General features: G+C 52.6%; 14 protein-coding genes. 4 read left to right on the plus strand and 10 right to left on the minus strand.

Translation table 11 applies throughout. The features are described from left to right. Window positions 1-33 precede the first annotated feature (33 nt). The 6 genes from J2I46_RS20100 to J2I46_RS20125 form a co-directional block, all read right to left on the minus strand. On the minus strand, window positions 34-1539 hold the full coding sequence (locus J2I46_RS20100) for a T9SS type A sorting domain-containing protein (RefSeq protein WP_207330847.1): 1506 nt from the start codon (window positions 1537-1539) through the stop codon (window positions 34-36). A 1-nt stretch (window position 1540) separates the two neighbouring features. Beyond that, window positions 1541-2527 carry a hypothetical protein gene (locus tag J2I46_RS20105; protein ID WP_207330848.1) on the minus strand — a complete coding sequence of 329 codons (987 nt, stop codon included), beginning with the start codon at window positions 2525-2527 and terminating at the stop codon, window positions 1541-1543. A 15-nt stretch (window positions 2528-2542) separates the two neighbouring features. Then, a complete protein-coding gene (locus J2I46_RS20110) occupies window positions 2543-3004 on the minus strand; it encodes a hypothetical protein (RefSeq protein WP_207330849.1) in 462 nt (153 codons plus the stop codon). Window positions 3005-3053: 49 nt separating this feature from the next. After that, window positions 3054-3764 (minus strand): porin family protein, encoded by a 711-nt coding sequence (locus J2I46_RS20115; RefSeq protein WP_207330850.1) that lies wholly within the window; start codon window positions 3762-3764, stop codon window positions 3054-3056. Window positions 3765-3831: 67 nt separating this feature from the next. After that, window positions 3832-4899, minus strand: coding sequence for a hypothetical protein (locus tag J2I46_RS20120; RefSeq protein WP_207330851.1), 1068 nt, complete (start codon window positions 4897-4899; stop codon window positions 3832-3834). Between the two features lie 143 nt (window positions 4900-5042). Next, window positions 5043-5447 carry a LytTR family transcriptional regulator DNA-binding domain-containing protein gene (locus J2I46_RS20125; protein ID WP_207330852.1) on the minus strand — a complete coding sequence of 135 codons (405 nt, stop codon included), beginning with the start codon at window positions 5445-5447 and terminating at the stop codon, window positions 5043-5045. 397 nt (window positions 5448-5844) lie between these two features. Between J2I46_RS20125 and J2I46_RS20130 the strand changes: the two genes are divergently transcribed. Together J2I46_RS20130 and J2I46_RS20135 are read left to right on the plus strand one after the other, a co-directional pair. Continuing rightward, window positions 5845-8823, plus strand: a complete 2979-nt coding sequence (locus J2I46_RS20130) for a CHAT domain-containing protein (protein WP_207330853.1) — start codon at window positions 5845-5847, stop codon at window positions 8821-8823. A 31-nt stretch (window positions 8824-8854) separates the two neighbouring features. Beyond that, complete coding sequence (locus tag J2I46_RS20135; RefSeq protein WP_207330854.1) at window positions 8855-10339, plus strand: M48 family metalloprotease; 1485 nt, start codon at window positions 8855-8857, stop codon at window positions 10337-10339. 4 nt (window positions 10340-10343) lie between these two features. Here the strand turns inward: J2I46_RS20135 and J2I46_RS20140 are convergent, their stop codons facing one another. From J2I46_RS20140 to J2I46_RS20150, 3 genes are all read right to left on the minus strand, one after another. Further along, the gene (locus tag J2I46_RS20140; protein ID WP_207330855.1) at window positions 10344-10955 is read right to left on the minus strand and encodes a hypothetical protein; all 612 of its coding nucleotides are present in this window, start codon (window positions 10953-10955) and stop codon (window positions 10344-10346) included. Beyond that, a complete protein-coding gene (locus tag J2I46_RS20145; RefSeq protein WP_207330856.1) occupies window positions 10933-11640 on the minus strand; it encodes an RNA polymerase sigma factor in 708 nt (235 codons plus the stop codon). The genes J2I46_RS20140 and J2I46_RS20145 overlap by 23 nt, the downstream gene beginning before the upstream one ends. 139 nt (window positions 11641-11779) lie before the next feature. Then, on the minus strand, window positions 11780-11989 hold the full coding sequence (locus J2I46_RS20150) for a hypothetical protein (RefSeq protein WP_207330857.1): 210 nt from the start codon (window positions 11987-11989) through the stop codon (window positions 11780-11782). A 170-nt stretch (window positions 11990-12159) separates the two neighbouring features. Between J2I46_RS20150 and J2I46_RS20155 the strand changes: the two genes are divergently transcribed. Both J2I46_RS20155 and J2I46_RS20160 read left to right on the plus strand, forming a co-directional pair. Then, complete coding sequence (locus tag J2I46_RS20155) at window positions 12160-12714, plus strand: RNA polymerase sigma factor (protein ID WP_207330858.1); 555 nt, start codon at window positions 12160-12162, stop codon at window positions 12712-12714. Between the two features lie 5 nt (window positions 12715-12719). After that, on the plus strand, window positions 12720-13397 hold the full coding sequence (locus J2I46_RS20160) for a tetratricopeptide repeat protein (protein ID WP_207330859.1): 678 nt from the start codon (window positions 12720-12722) through the stop codon (window positions 13395-13397). Here J2I46_RS20160 and J2I46_RS20165 read toward each other — a convergent pair. Next, complete coding sequence (locus J2I46_RS20165) at window positions 13350-16214, minus strand: CHAT domain-containing protein (protein WP_207330860.1); 2865 nt, start codon at window positions 16212-16214, stop codon at window positions 13350-13352. The genes J2I46_RS20160 and J2I46_RS20165 overlap by 48 nt on opposite strands. Between the last annotated feature and the right edge of the window lie 13 nt (window positions 16215-16227).

Genomic DNA, 16227 nt, shown 5'->3' on the forward strand with positions numbered 1-16227 from the left:
CTGGATTGGTTAAACTGGTTTGTGGACTAACGTTTACTGACGTACCAGCCGAAGGCTGCTTTTCTGGGCATCGGAGGTGGCACTGAGCAGGTACAGCGCGGCAGGGTGCTGGCCCAGGTCGAGGTGTTCCGTATGCTGCCCCGATACGCTGACCGTCTGTTGCCAGACAGCCCGCCCGGTCAGGTCTCGCACTGTCAGCGTAACCGGCACGGTGCGGCCTGGCTGGGTGACGATACGTACCTGGACCGCGCCAGGCGTCGGATTAGGCGAAGCCGACAGCGAAAAGTCAGGCCCGGTCAGGGGTTCTTCCGTCGCCGTGATCAGGCCGATGACAGTAGGCTGAGCCGTGGTTGAGCAACCATCCTGCGCGACAACGACGGCATACGAACCCGGCTGCTGCGTGGTGTAGGTCACCTGCATAGCGCCGCTGACAGGCTGCCCGTCACGCGTCCACTGGTAGGTCAGCCCTGAACCTCCGTTAGCCGTAAGGGTCACACTGGTTCCACCGATGATGCCCGGTGCCGACGCTGTGATGGTAGCGCTGGGGGCGGGCCGCTGGGTCACCGTCGTCGTGGCCGAAGCGCTGGCACAGCCGCTGGCATCGGTTACCGTCACGGTATAGGCCCCGCCCGTATTGACCGGCAACGTACCGGCCGACGTACCCACGGCGGTCGTGCCCTGTTTCCAGCTATACACATAAGGCCCGGTGCCACCCGTGGCTGTAGCCGTCAGTGTGGTCGACTGACCGGTGCAGAAGCTGGTGGCACCACTCAGGCTGAGGGTGGGCAGGCTGGTGTTTTCGGTCACGGCCAGCGAGGCCGTGGCAACGCACCCCTGCGCGTCGGTAGCCTTCACAGAATACGTCCCCCCCTGTGCGGCCGTTAGACTGGTCGTTTTGGCCAGCTCCGTCCCTGCCCGTGTCCAGCTTAGGGTCACCGGCAGGTTGCCTCCCGTTACCCCTGCCGCCAGGACGGTGTTACCACCCTTACAGAATTTATCGGCCCCACTAATGGCCACCGCCAATCCTTTGCAGTCAACACTCCGGTAGGTGAACGTCTGCGAATACACCTCGCTTCGGGTTCCATTTTCGTCAGTGGCCCACAGGCTCACCGTATAGGTCTGCCCTACCACGAGCTGGGAGATATCACCCGGTACGGCTACTTGAACCGACGTAGCCGGGGTGGGCAGCTGATAGCTGTACTGGCCTATCACTGTTCCTGACCGGGCGTAGAAATAGTCGAGCCGGACGATTTTGGCCGGCACAGCCCCTGCCAGCACGTTCACCAGGCGCAGGTAGGTATGGCTCCAGCGAGTGTTGGCGTCACGGGTGCGGACAAACAGCAAATGGTAGCCGTTGGTCAGGCCCGTCATCGGCACCGTCAGGTTCAGGTCAGCCACCGTTCCGGCACCCGATACAGGTACGACGGTATTGAGGCCATGGCCTTTGTCGGTATCCCAGCCATATTCGAGCTGACGGATCTGGGCGTGCAGGTTCAGGCTAAGGCCGGCCAGCACCAGGGAGAGAAGCAGCGTTTTCATCTTAGTTCGCTCCCCTTATTTTCACGTTGATCTGCAGGCCCGCTGCGGCTGAACCAGTGCCGGGTACATTCAGTTCATAGATGATCGGGATCGGCGGCACTCCCGACAGCATATAGGGCTCCGACCCACCAAAAATACCCGGTTGAGTGCCGCCATACCCCGCCGTGATGTAGGGTGAAGTTGACTTAATCCGGTATTTGCCATCGCTGCTGGTACCTCCTACAAAGAGATTGGCGGGGTCGTAGGTAATGTTGCCATTACTGGTACCAAACTGCTGATTCTGAGCAAGGTTGTTCTGAAAGTTCGGCGATCTGATATCGACTTTTGCATCACGTTCAATCAGAATATTATTCCTGAACGTTCCGGCGGTAATTTGCCAGGTGTAGTCTTTGCCAACCAGAATATTATTGTCATAGCTCAGATAACTTGAGCCCAGGTTATCCCTGCCTATTATACAGTTTGTAACGGAAATATTGGAATTGTACGTAGCCGAGCCACCAATCTCGGTACAGTATGAATCGATCAGTTTGCAGTTAGACGTAGGCGTGGCGCTGGAGTAGCTGAAATTAAAACCGCCTTTACACCGGAGAATATAAACGTTACTTGCGCCGATAGACAGCGGGACATTCAATTCCATGCCGATGAAATAGGACCCCTCAGATCCTGGCGAGAACGTAGACGTGGTGAAGTCTAGTCTGGCACTGGCTGCCACGCTGTTCACTCCTATATTATCACCCAGAAAATAGCCAGGGCCAATAATGACTACCCGTTTATTGCAAGTAAAGTAGCGATAATCAATGGCTGAACTTTCTACCATCAATGTATCCCCATTTTTGAACTTAAAATCATCAAGAGCCGTCTGAATCTGATTAAACAAACCTAGAGAGGTATTCTGGGTCAACCCATTGTTAACCCGGAAGACAGTGGCCGACACAGACCCGGTGCTGAGTAGTAGCAATAGACCTAAGAAGTAGAAAGTGCTTTTCATGGTATCGATGTGGTTTTATGGATTGGTCAATACGTACTGATTGGTGCTGTTCCCCGTTTTTGGGCTGACCGTGATCCGGGTCAGGTCGAGCTGGGTGTCGTTCACCGAATTGATGGTGAATTCGATGGTTCCATTCGTACTGCTTGGTGGCAGCGTCAGGTTTTTCAGGACCAGCCGCGTGCCGCCGGTAACTTCGTACTGGCCGGTGGCCGTCACGCCGTCCCAGTCGCTGAAGCTGACAGCGGGCGGATTGCTCAGGTCGAGGCGGAACGCGGTGTAGTTGCGGCTGTTAGCTGCCCCACCTTTCGTATACACAGTAGCACTGTTTTCCTTCACGCTTTGCGCTGACCAAACTTTTTTAAGCTGGTCCGTACTGGGGGCGACGGCGGTTTTCTTACCGCAGGACAATTGGCTCGCTATGAGCAACAGGGCCAGCCAACCGGCTATCCAGTAGCGGAGAATAGAACTTGTTTTCATAAAAAGGGTGTGGATAGAATCAAAAAGCAGGTGCCGACGGAAAATCCTGTCAGCGACCTACTTCGAAGAAATATGAAGCCTTAAGGCCAAATAAAGTATTGCGCACGGAGTGGGAAGGCTGCCGGGTGAGACTGGGGTTATAATTGGATAAACCAATCTGACTGTATACGCCCAGCTCAATCGGTAAACCGAGGCGGTCACGCTCTCGTACCAGGCCTATGATGATTCCCGTGTCGGTAGGCAACAGATCGTCCGTGATGCTGCTGCCAACAGTGAGACTGGCAGTCTGACCTTCGAAAATAGTATTGCCCAGATACCTGACTGGATCTATCGTGGACGTACCACCTAGCGCCAGTCCGAACACCGGCCCGCCTACAATCCGAAAACCCTTTTGCCCAACGGCCACATTGACCAGTAGCGGGATTTCCAGATAATAACTCTTTTGGCTACCGGTGATTGTAGGAACGTTTGCCTGAGTGCTTTTTACGGTTAAGTTGAAGCCTTTTGGCGTGTAAAATAGACCCGTGCGGAAAGCTAAACGTTCCGTAAACGGATACTCTGCAAAGGCTCCGATCTGCCATTTGAAGGCCAGGCCAATATCTGTTTTAGCCGTACCACTGTTCAGATCGGCTTTATAGGCATTGGACAGCGAAACAGAAGACGTGTTTACGCCTAGCGTCGGGGCGATGCGCCATCGCTGCTGGGCCATCATAGGGGCGTAGCAGGCCAGCCCCAGTATGAACAGGAGGTACTTTCTCATAAGAAATTGCGGTTTGGATAGACGTGGAAAGCGGACTGCGGCGACCGATCTGAGACGGTCAGGTACGTTACTTGGTGTTATTGCGTAAGGAGAAGTCGTAAATCTTCAGCGAAGACGTAAACTCGCTGCCTTTGTTGTATAGGAAGGCGTATTCACCCGCCGCAACATCCTGCTCGAAATAGACTTTATAGAGCTGAGCACTGATCTTTTTGAACCGAAAGGGTACAGATCCAGCGGCAAACCCCGTTTCGCTGGTATAAGCCGACTGGTTGCCAACAGAGAATTCCCGCCCACGGCCGCTTACTTTAGTGCGTAAAAGCACAAAATCGTTGGGGCTGGCCACTCCGTCGAACACCGATTCAGCTACCTCATTCATGACTTTTCGACCACCGCTAAACACCAGATAAAACACGGGACGGTTGTCTTCCACCACCATATTGGCCGATTTATTGGCCAGTCCTACCCGCCGCGATGTTCCTGTAATACCGCCAGTCAGCTGACCGGCAACCGACTCGCCTACACTGCCCGTTTTGGTCTGGTTGGTGGTAGTTGGCTCCAGCTGCACATATTGCGGTTTAGGCGTTTTATACTCTTCATAATAAATACCCGGCTCAGCAAAACGGCTTCTGGCTGCGATGGGCAGCGTTTCAGGATGCTCGGGCAGCGCACCAGCAATCAGATTAGGGTTTGTACTTTGCTGCTGAGCCCGCTTGGGAATCATCATCACTTTCACCAGTTGATCGGGTACTCTGGCTGTTTTCAGCGCTACGATGTCATCGGTCGAGAGGCTGAAACTGGTTTCGCTGTACTGGATTTTTTTGGTGATTACATCCCGGGAAACGCCACCCTGATACATGTCGATGATATCCTGATTCCGCAGCGTCGGCAACGGCGACGACGCAAGCAGCATAGCATCCACGATCGCATCAGGTACAACCGCCTGTCGGAGCTCGACCAGACCGTTGGTCGACATATTAAACTGCGATGGGCTGGCCTTTATCTTGTCCAGAATGAGGCCCCGATCTATTTTAGCCTTCACCAGCGTGATGATATTCTGGTTTTTAAGAACTTCCTGCGCATTGCACAAGCGACAAAACAGACAGAAGTAAACAAAAAAGTAGACGGTTCTTTTCATTGCAGACAGACAGGAAACGGGTAAAATCAGATGCAGAGAGAGGCAAGGGCTAGCGTTTCACGAACTTGAACACGAGTAAACTTATAGACTACGCATGGGAATCATGCTGGTAATGCCGGTTTAACTTCCCAACCGCCAGACTGCTACGGCGAATCGGCCCGTTGGCTTTCCCGGCGAAGGCGCACCAGCGTCAGACGCCGATGCAGGGCTTCCCGGTACTTTGGAGAGAGCGGCACCTTCAATCCATCGACCTCGACGCTGCCGGGCTGGATAGCATCGATGTAAAGCAGATTAACGATATACGAGCGCGACACCTGCACAAACAGTGTCTCGTTGAGGTACGTCTGGAACTGACTTAGATGCGTTGAAACCACCTGTCTGACCCCACCCGTCAGGCGCAGTTCAACCGATGAACGGGCTCCCTTAACCAGCTTTATATCCGACTGCAAAACGCAGACATACTGCTTGTGATCAGGCACATACAACCGATCAGCAAGCCGAGCCGAGTGACTTTTTACAGTAGAGACATCAACGTATTGAGGCGTCATTGCTTGAGCAGAGTAAAATCAAGATCCACTACTTTCCAGAAAAAGCAGGAAGCTGACTGGCAGGCAGACTACCTGTCCAGTTAGCGACCCGTGTTGTCAAACCTGTGTCCATATTCATACTGTCGGGTGCAGCACGACTATCACATGGACGGTGCACCTATTTTTTTACCGGGACGTAGATACCAGTATTACCAGGCGCTACCCTATGAGTTTAGGCGTTTTCGTATCCGGTTGTTTTTTGCCTACATTTCAGTGAGAACGACTAACAATCACCGTCAATCTCTGCACTTCGTCCCTCTGAATAGGCTTCTGACTAATGAATACCCGTTTAGCTGGTGGAAGTAAATAATTGGTTAAATTATTTTTCAGTTAACCATACCCTCTATCCACCCTTCACATGTCAATACCGCATAACCATCAGCTAACCAAGCAGGTAGTCAGCCATTTTAAGCTGTCTCTTTCCTGTCATTGTGGTACCACGCTCCGACAAACGCTGTGGGGCATCTGTGTTCTGGCAGGTTGGATTATGACGCCTGCATACGCCCAGTCATCCTGGCAAACAGCAGCCGATAGTTCAGCCCGTTTTCTGGCAGACGGTGACTACACCAATGCCTACCGGAAAGGCCTCCAGGCGGCTCTGCTGGAGAAGCCGGTTCAACAGGCTGACTCAGTCTGGCTAGCCGTAAGCCTCCTCGCCCGGCGGTTGCCTGACTCAGCGGCGGTAACAACAGCACTAAAGGCAGGACAGTACTACGTCGCTCAGTATGAATACGATCGGGCGCTTACCTATATACAGCGATCTCTCCAAAAGAGTGATAGTCTCCACCTACCACAGTACCAGCTACAGGCGCGGCTTATAGCAGCCAGAGTCGCTATCAGGAAACAGGACGTTGACAAAGCCAAATCCCTGTACAGATGGGTGCTCAGAGACACACTCGCCAGGGTATGTATGGATTGTCAGGTCGACGCTCTTATTGGACTGGCATCGTTATACGTTGGAACCCGGCCCGATTCTTCTCTGATTATGGTCCGGCAAGGCATGGCAACGCTCCAGCAGATACCCAATTACCAAAAGAGCCAGTACTACCCACTTATCCACGGAGTGCTGGCCCAGGTTGCCGCCGTGTCGGGTGATTTAACAACGGCAATTCAAGAGATAGACGAAAGCTATACGTCGGCTAAATCGATCATGCCTGACAATCCGCTTCTGACAGGCATCGCCTTCATGTATGCACAGATCATGGGTGATGTAAACGATGAGAAAGCGCTTGAAGCAACGCGGACAGCCCGAAAGCTGCTGAACCGTCAGTCCACCTCCAGAAAACACCCCTACTATTGCCGGCTGCTCAACAATGAGATTGGATTGCTTCGTGTACTGGGTCGTAATCCGGAAGCTGTCCTGCTGGCTGATTCGATCATGCAGCGTCATTCACTCGACGAACTGATGTCTTTGTCCGGATCTGATCTGCTTCTGTCGCAGATCACCCGGTCGTACATTGAGGCAAAACAAGATGGCAACCTGGATCAGATAGCACAGAAAGCACAGCAACTGCTTACTCTTAACGATCATAAACAGCTAAATCCGTCCTTCCTGTATAGCCTGCTTGGGCGCTACTATCAGTATAAAGGCAACTACACTGAAGCTGTACGATGCCTGAAAGAAGAAGCCCGTCTGGACTCACTGAACATGGGTGCTACGCTGGTTAACTATTCACTCGTCAACAGGCTGGCTGTCTGCCAGGCACAGGCAGGGCAACGATCAGACGCCTATACATCTTTTAGCCAGCTTGTATCAGCGTTTGACAGGGATATTCGCACGAACCTATGGCTGATGAGTGACGCTGAACGCGATAATTACCTGCAGACGACGGTGATCAGCGGACTTTTCTGGCACCTGCTACGACGATCCGATCCAGAGCCAAATGAAATAGGTCTGGCGTTTGATTACAAGCTGCTTCAGCAGGGGGTTCGGCTCAAGATGAACCGTACAATCAACCGTTTTACCCATACCCGAAACCAGTCTGATTCCAGTATGACCACTGTCCGTCAGCTCATGAATGTGCGGATGCAGCTGGCAGACCAGCGTATGGCAACTCAATCTGCTGCACACCGTCAGTTGCAACAAACGGCCGACTCGCTGGAGCGACTGATGGGTAAGGATGCCATAACGCTGGATAATACACTCAAAACGGTCCACTGGCAGGATATACGCAACAGATTGAAGCCAGGTGAAGCAGCTGTTGAACTGATCTGGTATACCACCTTCTCGCGGAATGGTCAGACAGCCGACTCAGGCGCTTATTCAGCTTTCCTGATCCGACCCGAATGGGCGACACCAAAAGTGATCCAGCTTGTCACGCCCGACGACCAGACAAACGACTTTACAGGCGAAAAGCTGGCTGCCTCACGGGAACCGACCTATTACACCAGCGTTATCTTTTCGCGCACTAACCAGAAAAAGCGCTTTACCCAGTTCTGGCAACCTATTGCCACAGCCCTTGGGCCCGTTAAGCGACTCTATATCGCCTTAGATGGCCAATACCAGCAACTGAGCCTGCCAACCATACAAAACCCAGTCACTGGCCGCTACCTTACCGACGACATGGACATTGTGGTGCTGAATTCCACACAGGATATACTCGAGCCACCGAGCCGGTCATCGAACCGGACTGCTGAGCTGGTTGGCCATCCAGCCTATTCTCTTGTCCATTCAGCAGCAAAGAAACCAGGACAGCCAACCAGACAAAGGAGGCAGGTTACTACGCGCAACGGCCTGACATTCGAGGAATTACCCTACTCCAAAGTAGAGGTTCAGCAACTCAGCGGGCTCTTTACCTCCTTTAACCTTCAACCACGGTTACGAACCGATGAAGCCGCTTCTGAGTCAGCTTTTCAGCAAATGAAATCACCCCGACTCCTCCACGTAGCTACACATGGCTATCTCCGGGATCCATCAACTCAGCTGGCATCGAATCAGTTGCTGACCTGCGGCCTGGTCCTGGCTGGCGCTGCCGATACGGTCCGGCTAAAAAACCAGACAGATGGTATATTGACCGGATATGAAGCTAGTCTGCTAAACCTACACGATACGGAGTTGGTCGTACTCAGTGCCTGTGAATCAGGCGTCGGTGCGTATAGCGAAGGAGAAGGCATCAATGGCCTTCAGCGGGCTTTTCTGCTGGCTGGCGCCCGGTCGGTACTGGTAAGCCTCTGGCGGGTAAACGACCAGTTGACCCAGCAGCTGATGACTGATTTTTATCGCTATTGGCTGACTGGTGCATCAAAATCGCAGGCTCTGCACAAAGCTCAGTTAAACCTACGCAAACAGCACCCCAACCCCTATTATTGGGGTGCATTTGTCTTAGTAGGTCAATAAAAACCCAACACCTTACTATCACTAACAAGCGATGCGTTTACTGGTCATTCTACTTCTGGGGACTTGGTTAGGGCAACCACTTCAGGCACAGACGCTAACTTTCCACGAGAAGGAGGCGTTCGCCAATCAGGTCCTTGAGCGTATAGGAGCCGCCTATGGATTTGATGTACTCGGGTTACCTAAACTGGTCGTTTATCCAAAAAGAGCAAATAATCGGCATATTGCTCACTTACAGATGATCGAAGCCTGGCTCAGGCAGCCTGATTATAGTCTTTACCGGAGTCGCCTGATTATGGATGAAGCGCTCTTCGACCTCTGCGCAGCCATTGACAAAAAAGGAGTCAGCGATGCCGGAACGGCTCTGGCTTTTGTGCTCTCCCACGAGATGGCTCACTTTTACCACCGACATGCTACGTTTCGCAGCTTTGCCGATCAGAAAAGCGCTCCCATGCCCGAAAAAATCTCGATCGATCAGGAGAGTCAGGCTGATCAGACAGGTCTGCTGTTTGCCTACATGGCAGGCTTTGATCCCGAGCCTGTCCTTGAGCAGCTATTCAACTCGCTGTATACTACTTATCAGCTGGCTGATAAGCTCTGGGGGTATCCCACAAAAGCGGACCGGCAACATACTACCCGGACTAAAGCGGTAGAATTCCGAAACTTTGGCAACCTGTTTGCCGTGGGGCACGCACTCTACTGCCACGAACGTTTTCCGGAAGCAGCCCGCTGTTTCGAGTACGTGTTTACCCGATATCCACTCAAAGAAGCGTTTAATAACTTTGGCGTTTGCCGACTACAGCAACTGATCCGCTCCCGCAAAAAAGATGCGCTTAGCTATTTTGCCTTTCCCTTCGAGGTAGACCCACGTAACCGACTGCTCCAGATGGGTGAACGGAGTGGACTACCTCCGGGTCCTGAGCAGGCTACCTGGATTAAAGACGCCGACATTGCGTTTGGACGGGCCATCGGATTAGACGCGGCGTACAGGCCTGCTTACCTGAATCAGGCACAGGCCGCCCTGCTGTCTACTAACGCCTTCCTATCGATTGGCATCCTGACAAACATGACTCAGAAAACCAGTCAACCATTACCACCCAATGGGTATCTGATTCAGGGGATGGCCTACAGCGCACTAGGTGATTGGCCGAAAGCTAATCAGAATTTCAGTCTCGCCGTAAAGAAGGGGGCATTTCAGGCTCACTTCAACGGCGAGGTGGCGCAGTTGATCAGGACGAAACAACAAAATGCCGCCCGTCATCCGTTGCCGAAACCCCTACAACGAAAATCCGATCAATCACTTGGTTGCCAGACGGGCGGGCTACTTCTTCAGGAAGTTAATGATCCACCTGCTGCGATTACCTGGTCGGGGAATTACCTGATGGAACTCAGTACGCCACGTCCGTTTATTACTATCGAATCAGAACGAACGAAGACTGACACCTTCTTTCGGGTTAAACTCGGCCGGGATACGTTATACTTCGACCGTCCGCATCGCCTGCTTCGCAAAGGTCGCTGAGTCGTCACTTCTCTTCGTTGAGCGGAAGCCGGATGGAGCGTCCCTGCTCGAGCGCGTAGGTACGGTTGCCTACCCGAAGCCGGTAACGTACCTCTGATAGGCTCGTCAGCTGCCAGTCCTGATCCTTCCACAGATCGGGGCTGGTAGTAAAAATCCGAAGTGTATCCAGCTGACTGAACTCGTATGCATTGTCAGGAGCTTTGGTAACGACCCAGGCTACGGTGCCTACTGCCAGTGAATCCTGACCGGCAAGTCCAAGCTGCGTACCCTGCTGCTCAAACAGAAGCGCCTGCCCTGAAAACGGCTGGTCGTCGTCAAAAGGACGGATCCACCAGACCAGCCCTATTCCCAGCAGGAGAATGACCGAAGCAGCCGCTATCCAACGCATCGGAAACATAGTGCGTTTCACAGGGAGTGAACGTACCTGCGACCCGGCTTCCCAGGCGGCACGCCGCTCCCGTTTTCCTGTTTCGAACAATTCCCGCCGCAGTATGTAGTCGATTTTAAAGTCGGGGTCAGTAGTCACCAACTGGTCTACTTGCGCTTCTTCATCAGCACTCATAGGCTGGCCCGATACATAGCGATCGAGCAGATTATCTTTTTCGTCTGAGGTCATAACCGTAGCGGTTGAAGGCATCAATAAGTTTTTCGCAAAAAGGACGTTTGTGTACGCGATCCCAGTAGGTTCTCTGTAGGTAGGTGACGTTGAAAGGGGGATCATTGTCCGGATACAGCTGGATCATCAGCTGAGCGGTTTCTTCCCAGGAAAACCCCTCCATGAACTTAAGTCTGATCAACGTCTGCAGCTTTCCTATCTGCATATCCAGCACTTGCCGGACAAGTTCATAACGATCTTTGCTAATCAGCTCGACAAATGCATCGGCCCCCTTATCCTCGATCGACTCCAGGATAGATTGGCACCCATCGTCGTCTCCATCAGGTTGCCAGTCCTCCCGGTCGGTATCTTTATCTTTTCGGGTTGCCGCCCGTAAAAAATTTGTAGCGGCTTGCTTCAGCCACCCATTGATGGTGGAGTAGTCGTGTTTTAGTACAGCAGAACCAGCAGAACGGGCTTTGCTTAGTAACAGCAATAAGGCATCATGTACATAATCGTCTGGTTCACCCAGCTGATCCGGTTTGTTACCCAGCTGATAGCCCATGTGCGCCGACACAGCAGACGAGAACGTTTCCATCAGGTACTGCTCAGCCAGTTGGTCACCAGCCTGAATGGCATTCAGTAACTCGTCTTCTGGTAGCTTCCGATAGGGTTCGTACCGGTCTTTTCGTGTAAATATCCCCATACAGTTTTGCCGTTAAACATAGTGCTTATCTCTCTACTGTCCGGGAAAGGTAATACATCACATTTTGCATCAAAAAAAAGGTCGATGGCTTCATCCATCGACCCTGTAACCTGGTCTGCTCGTGGACACTGGAGCGATCTCACTGACAGCAACCCGGTCCGTTCGGTTTCTTGGGTGGCTCCGGCAGTTCGTCATCCATCAATCGGACACTGGTTGAATCTTTCCGGGTACGTTCGGCCGGTTCAACACCGGGGTTAGTCTGGCAGCCTGCCAGGTAAAGTAATGTGGCTACCACAAGGCACACGCCCGCTGAACGACAGGGGGCTACCCACCTCATAATCTGTCTCATACGTTTCTGGATATGGAAATGAATCGATGAATTCAGAGTACGTAGGCGCCTACCGTTATCTCTACTGCTAGTGTCGCTCAGGAGCGGAGTATCACATTTTAGTTGTATATTTTTTTACCAAACCGTTGCCCGCGGGTATTCATAGAGCAAGAACCAGACTGTGCCTGATCATGAGAAACCGCTACAGCGATGAGCAGCTTATCCTCCAGTTAGCCTCTTCGGATACCCGTGAGGTTGACAAAGCCGTGAAGCAGCTGCATGGCCAGTACAAAGACATGATCGTACGGCTGGTTCACCAGAACAGCGGTACGCTTCAGGATGGGGAGGAACTCTTTGACGATGCCCTATTAGGTTTGTGGCAGGCTGTGCAGGCAGGTCGGTACCAGCCCACTGCCCGAATCAAAACGTACCTGTACCAGATTGCCCGTAACCTGTGGCTCAATCGGATCAGGGCAGCCAGTCGGGCGGTACGCTTTACGGATACGGAATCATTGGATGATTACCATCTTATGAGCCTGGATGAGCCCTTAGAGCATAATGAGGCTGTCGATGCTTTCTGGGAGAAAGTCCGGGCTGTCGGCGAAACCTGCTACAATGTGCTGCGAGCCTATGCCGATGGCTATTCGATGCAGGAAATTGCCGTACGGTTTGAGCTGGGGACAGCTAACAACGCAAAAACGATTAAATACAACTGCCTTAAAAAGGTAGGAAAACCTTTAAGCTGAAGATTATGGAACGTCCAACCGGTCAGGAAAATGAATGGGAGTGGATCGAGCGCTACTGGACAGGACAGCTTCCTGCCGCTGAAAAAGTGTTTTTTGAACAGGTAATGAACGAGGACCCCCGTTTTGCCCAGGAGGTCGCTTCTCTTCAATATGGTCTTAAGGCCATGGAAACAATTCATATGGAGCAGCACATTCGTCAGACCCTTCAGCAACTGCATACTTCCGGCCGACAGCAGCAGTTAACCCGCACTCGATGGATATCCTGGGGAGGTGGATTAGCCGCAGCCTGCCTTGCAGCGCTGCTGATCCTGTTTGTCAAACCTGTCAGGCTACCAGGTTACGAGAATGACTGGGAAGTAATTCGTGATCTGAATAGTCAGTATCAGGCCGACTCAACTGACCAGCGCAAACAGGCTTTTGACCTGTTTTTCGAAGCACAGGCCTTGTATTCGGAAGGGCAGTCGGGACCAGCAGCCCACCGCTTTGAACAGGTACTGAACTTCACCAGGCTACGGCCCTATTTTCGGGAAGCCGTACAGTGGCACCTGGTGGTGTGTTACCTGAATACGGGGCAGCCCGAAAAAGCGAAAGATATCTACAACCAGCTGAAAGGAAAAGATGCGTATGATGTGGGCTTAGTCGATCGCTGGCAGATCGGCTGGCGTATCTGGCTGGCTACCTGAGTGTGACCTCGAACGCAGGTAGACAAACCCGACGCCGATGCTTAACAGTGCCAGCATGGAAATCACAATCCAGCTTATCGAGGGTGAGGTAGCGGGAAAGGCAACGTCGGGGTTCCCGATCAGCGTAAAATTCGCCCAGTAGTACGGATGTCCCCACTTTTGGGAAGCTGGGGAGGCCAGAAAATCCAGGCGTGCCTGCTGCAATGCTCTGTCCGCCGGTAATCCCTCGTGCAGATGCTTATAGAACAGATTTACCTGCTGGCTGGTTGACTGATTGTGTGCCGACCAGGTAGTCGTCAGAATGGTTGGGCAACCGGCTAATCTGAAGGCACGGGCCATGCTCAATATCCCCTCTGCCTTTCGTAACAGGCCGCTATTTCCCGAACAGGCACTCAACACCACCAGCCGGATCTGATCGAGCGGAAGATTGACTATTTCCAGCGATCGTAGCAGGCTGTCAGGCGTATTGGGATAGAAATTGATCGATGATGCTTCCGGGTGCGCATCATCAGCCGTCGCGTGTGTAGCCAGATGAATAAGGGTAGCCTGCGACATACGGCGAAGGAACGCTGACTTTGTTGCCTGGGCGTTCAGGAAAATATCCCCTCCCACCTGCTTCACTTCAGCAGCGGAGTTACGCAGTAAAGCTAGCGTGCCATGCTTTTTGTCCCGCCATGAAGAATCCTCACTGTAGGGGGCAAAGCTGATCGGACGAAATGGCCTGGCAGGTATCGTGTCTGAAAAGGTCAACTTAGCCGAATAGCTGTAGCTTAGTGCCAGCCGTTTGCAGAGATAGGCCTCCGGCTGTCCGGTAGCTTCAAGTACGTCAAACGGAATGTTGGCCAGCTGACCATCCCGCTCCACAATCAGTCGTTGAATCCCTGTCAACTGCGATTCGATCGGCCTGATGAGGTAATCAAATAACCGGTTGGCGGCGGGTCGTCCTTCGTAGTCGAACATACCTGGGTTGATGGAAAGAGATTGGTGCAACTCCGTAACTGCCCTTGCATAGGCTGGAGTCATCACCCGACGGAACATCACTACACGGGAGCGGGAGACCAGAAAACCATACAGGAAACGCTCACCGGTAAAGTAAGAAAGATACGCAGTGCTATTATCCAGTTTCTGTTGCAGCACAGGCAGCGGCAGTTGCCGGCTGGTATATTTTAGTTCGTAGTAACGGGGATACTGGTGGGCCAGCCGGTCTTCAAAGAAATACAGTGCGCGTTTTAAGTCGCCCACCCTGATCAACAGCTGTGACTGGTTTCTGCCTGCAGGCTGGTTGATCAACTGCGTTTCTACCGCAACAAGCTGTTGACGGAGGGTCTGCTCCTGCTGTAATACGCTGGCGGGAATCGTTTCATGCCTGACTGTTTTTTCATGCAGGGCATCGGCCATCCCCATCGCCTGGTAGGACTGAAGCAGGTCAAAAACGGCCGCATGCTGCTGGATTGCCTGCGGTTGACTCTGTATCTCAGAAAATGCCTCCAGTGCATGCTCTACACAGGGGTGAATCGATTCATTGAAAAAGTAAGAAGACTCCAGCCTCGTGAACGAACGGCGAATGCGCTGAGCAACGTTAAGAGCAACCCCATACGTGTCAATTGCCTTATTCAGCGCGTTCAACTCCTGTGTCTTTGAGTAGATACCAAACCAGATTCTTCCTTTAAGGTGCAGTGCTTCGTACAACGCTTTCCCGGCTTTGATGTCGTCGGAACTCGGATTCATCCCGGAGTTATTGTCGGCGAAAAGTACCGAAGCGGATAATAGTGCCTGCTGGACCAGTTTCAGCGCTGCCCCGTATTGCTTCCTGGTGAACGCAATCTCAGCCTGCCCCGTCCAGCTGGCTGCAATCAGCTCACCCTTACTCCCATACAGTCGGCGATATGTCTGAATGCAGCGTTGGTACGAGTGAATGGCGTCCTCACTAAGTCCCATCCGCTGCTCACACTTTCCCCGATAGTAGCTGCTTTCAAACTCAAAGTCATAATCCTGGGCACTCTGCTGCTGGCTGACAAGCTGTTCGTACTTTTTTTGGCTGAATTGCAGTAGCCGTAGTCCTTCAGCAAGCTGCCCGCCAGCCCTGTAACAGTTGCCGAGCAGCGCGTACCCCCAGCAGGCATCGACGGCCTCTGGTGAAAAATCATTTAGTGCATCCTGATAATATATCCCTGCCTGCCTGTACTGGTGAACAGAAAAATGGTAATTGGCCAGTTGTAAATACGACAATGCCGTTGAGCGTTTATTGCCGGTTTTACTGACCATCTCTACGGATTTGGTGATGTAGGCAGCCGCCTGCTCCTGATCACCCAGGCGCATCGCGTAGCTGCCTTTGTTGTAGTAATAGGCTTCGATATAGTCAGGTATAAGGCGCACCAGCCGTGGCCTGGCCTGAAGCAACTGCTCACTCCGATGGTACCAATACCTGGCAGAATCATTCATGGTCAGTCGGCTGTATATCGAGGCCAGCAAACTGTAATATTTAAACGACAGTGTATCGTCTGTGACGTTGTACGTCCGGGCCAGCTCAAGTCCCAACTGCGCCTGACGGATACCATCCATGTAGTAAGACTGGTCGAAGAAAGCACTGCTGAGCTGAAAGCGATAGTCGGCAGCGGCTTTGTATTGCTGCCTACCGACCGCCAGCTGGCAGGCCTTGTCGACATAGGTGACTGCTTGCCGGGGGCTTTCAGCCCGGAGCGCTGCCCTGACAAAATACGCCGCCGTACGGGAAGTCTGGCAGATCCCTGCAGCTGGAAGCAGTAACAGCCAGAGGCTTGCAAGACTGATGCTGTACCGTAGTTTCGTGCCCCACATAGATGGTTAAAGA

Origin of the sequence: Fibrella forsythiae (assembly GCF_017353175.1) — a bacterium.
GTDB lineage: Bacteria > Bacteroidota > Bacteroidia > Cytophagales > Spirosomataceae > Fibrella > Fibrella forsythiae.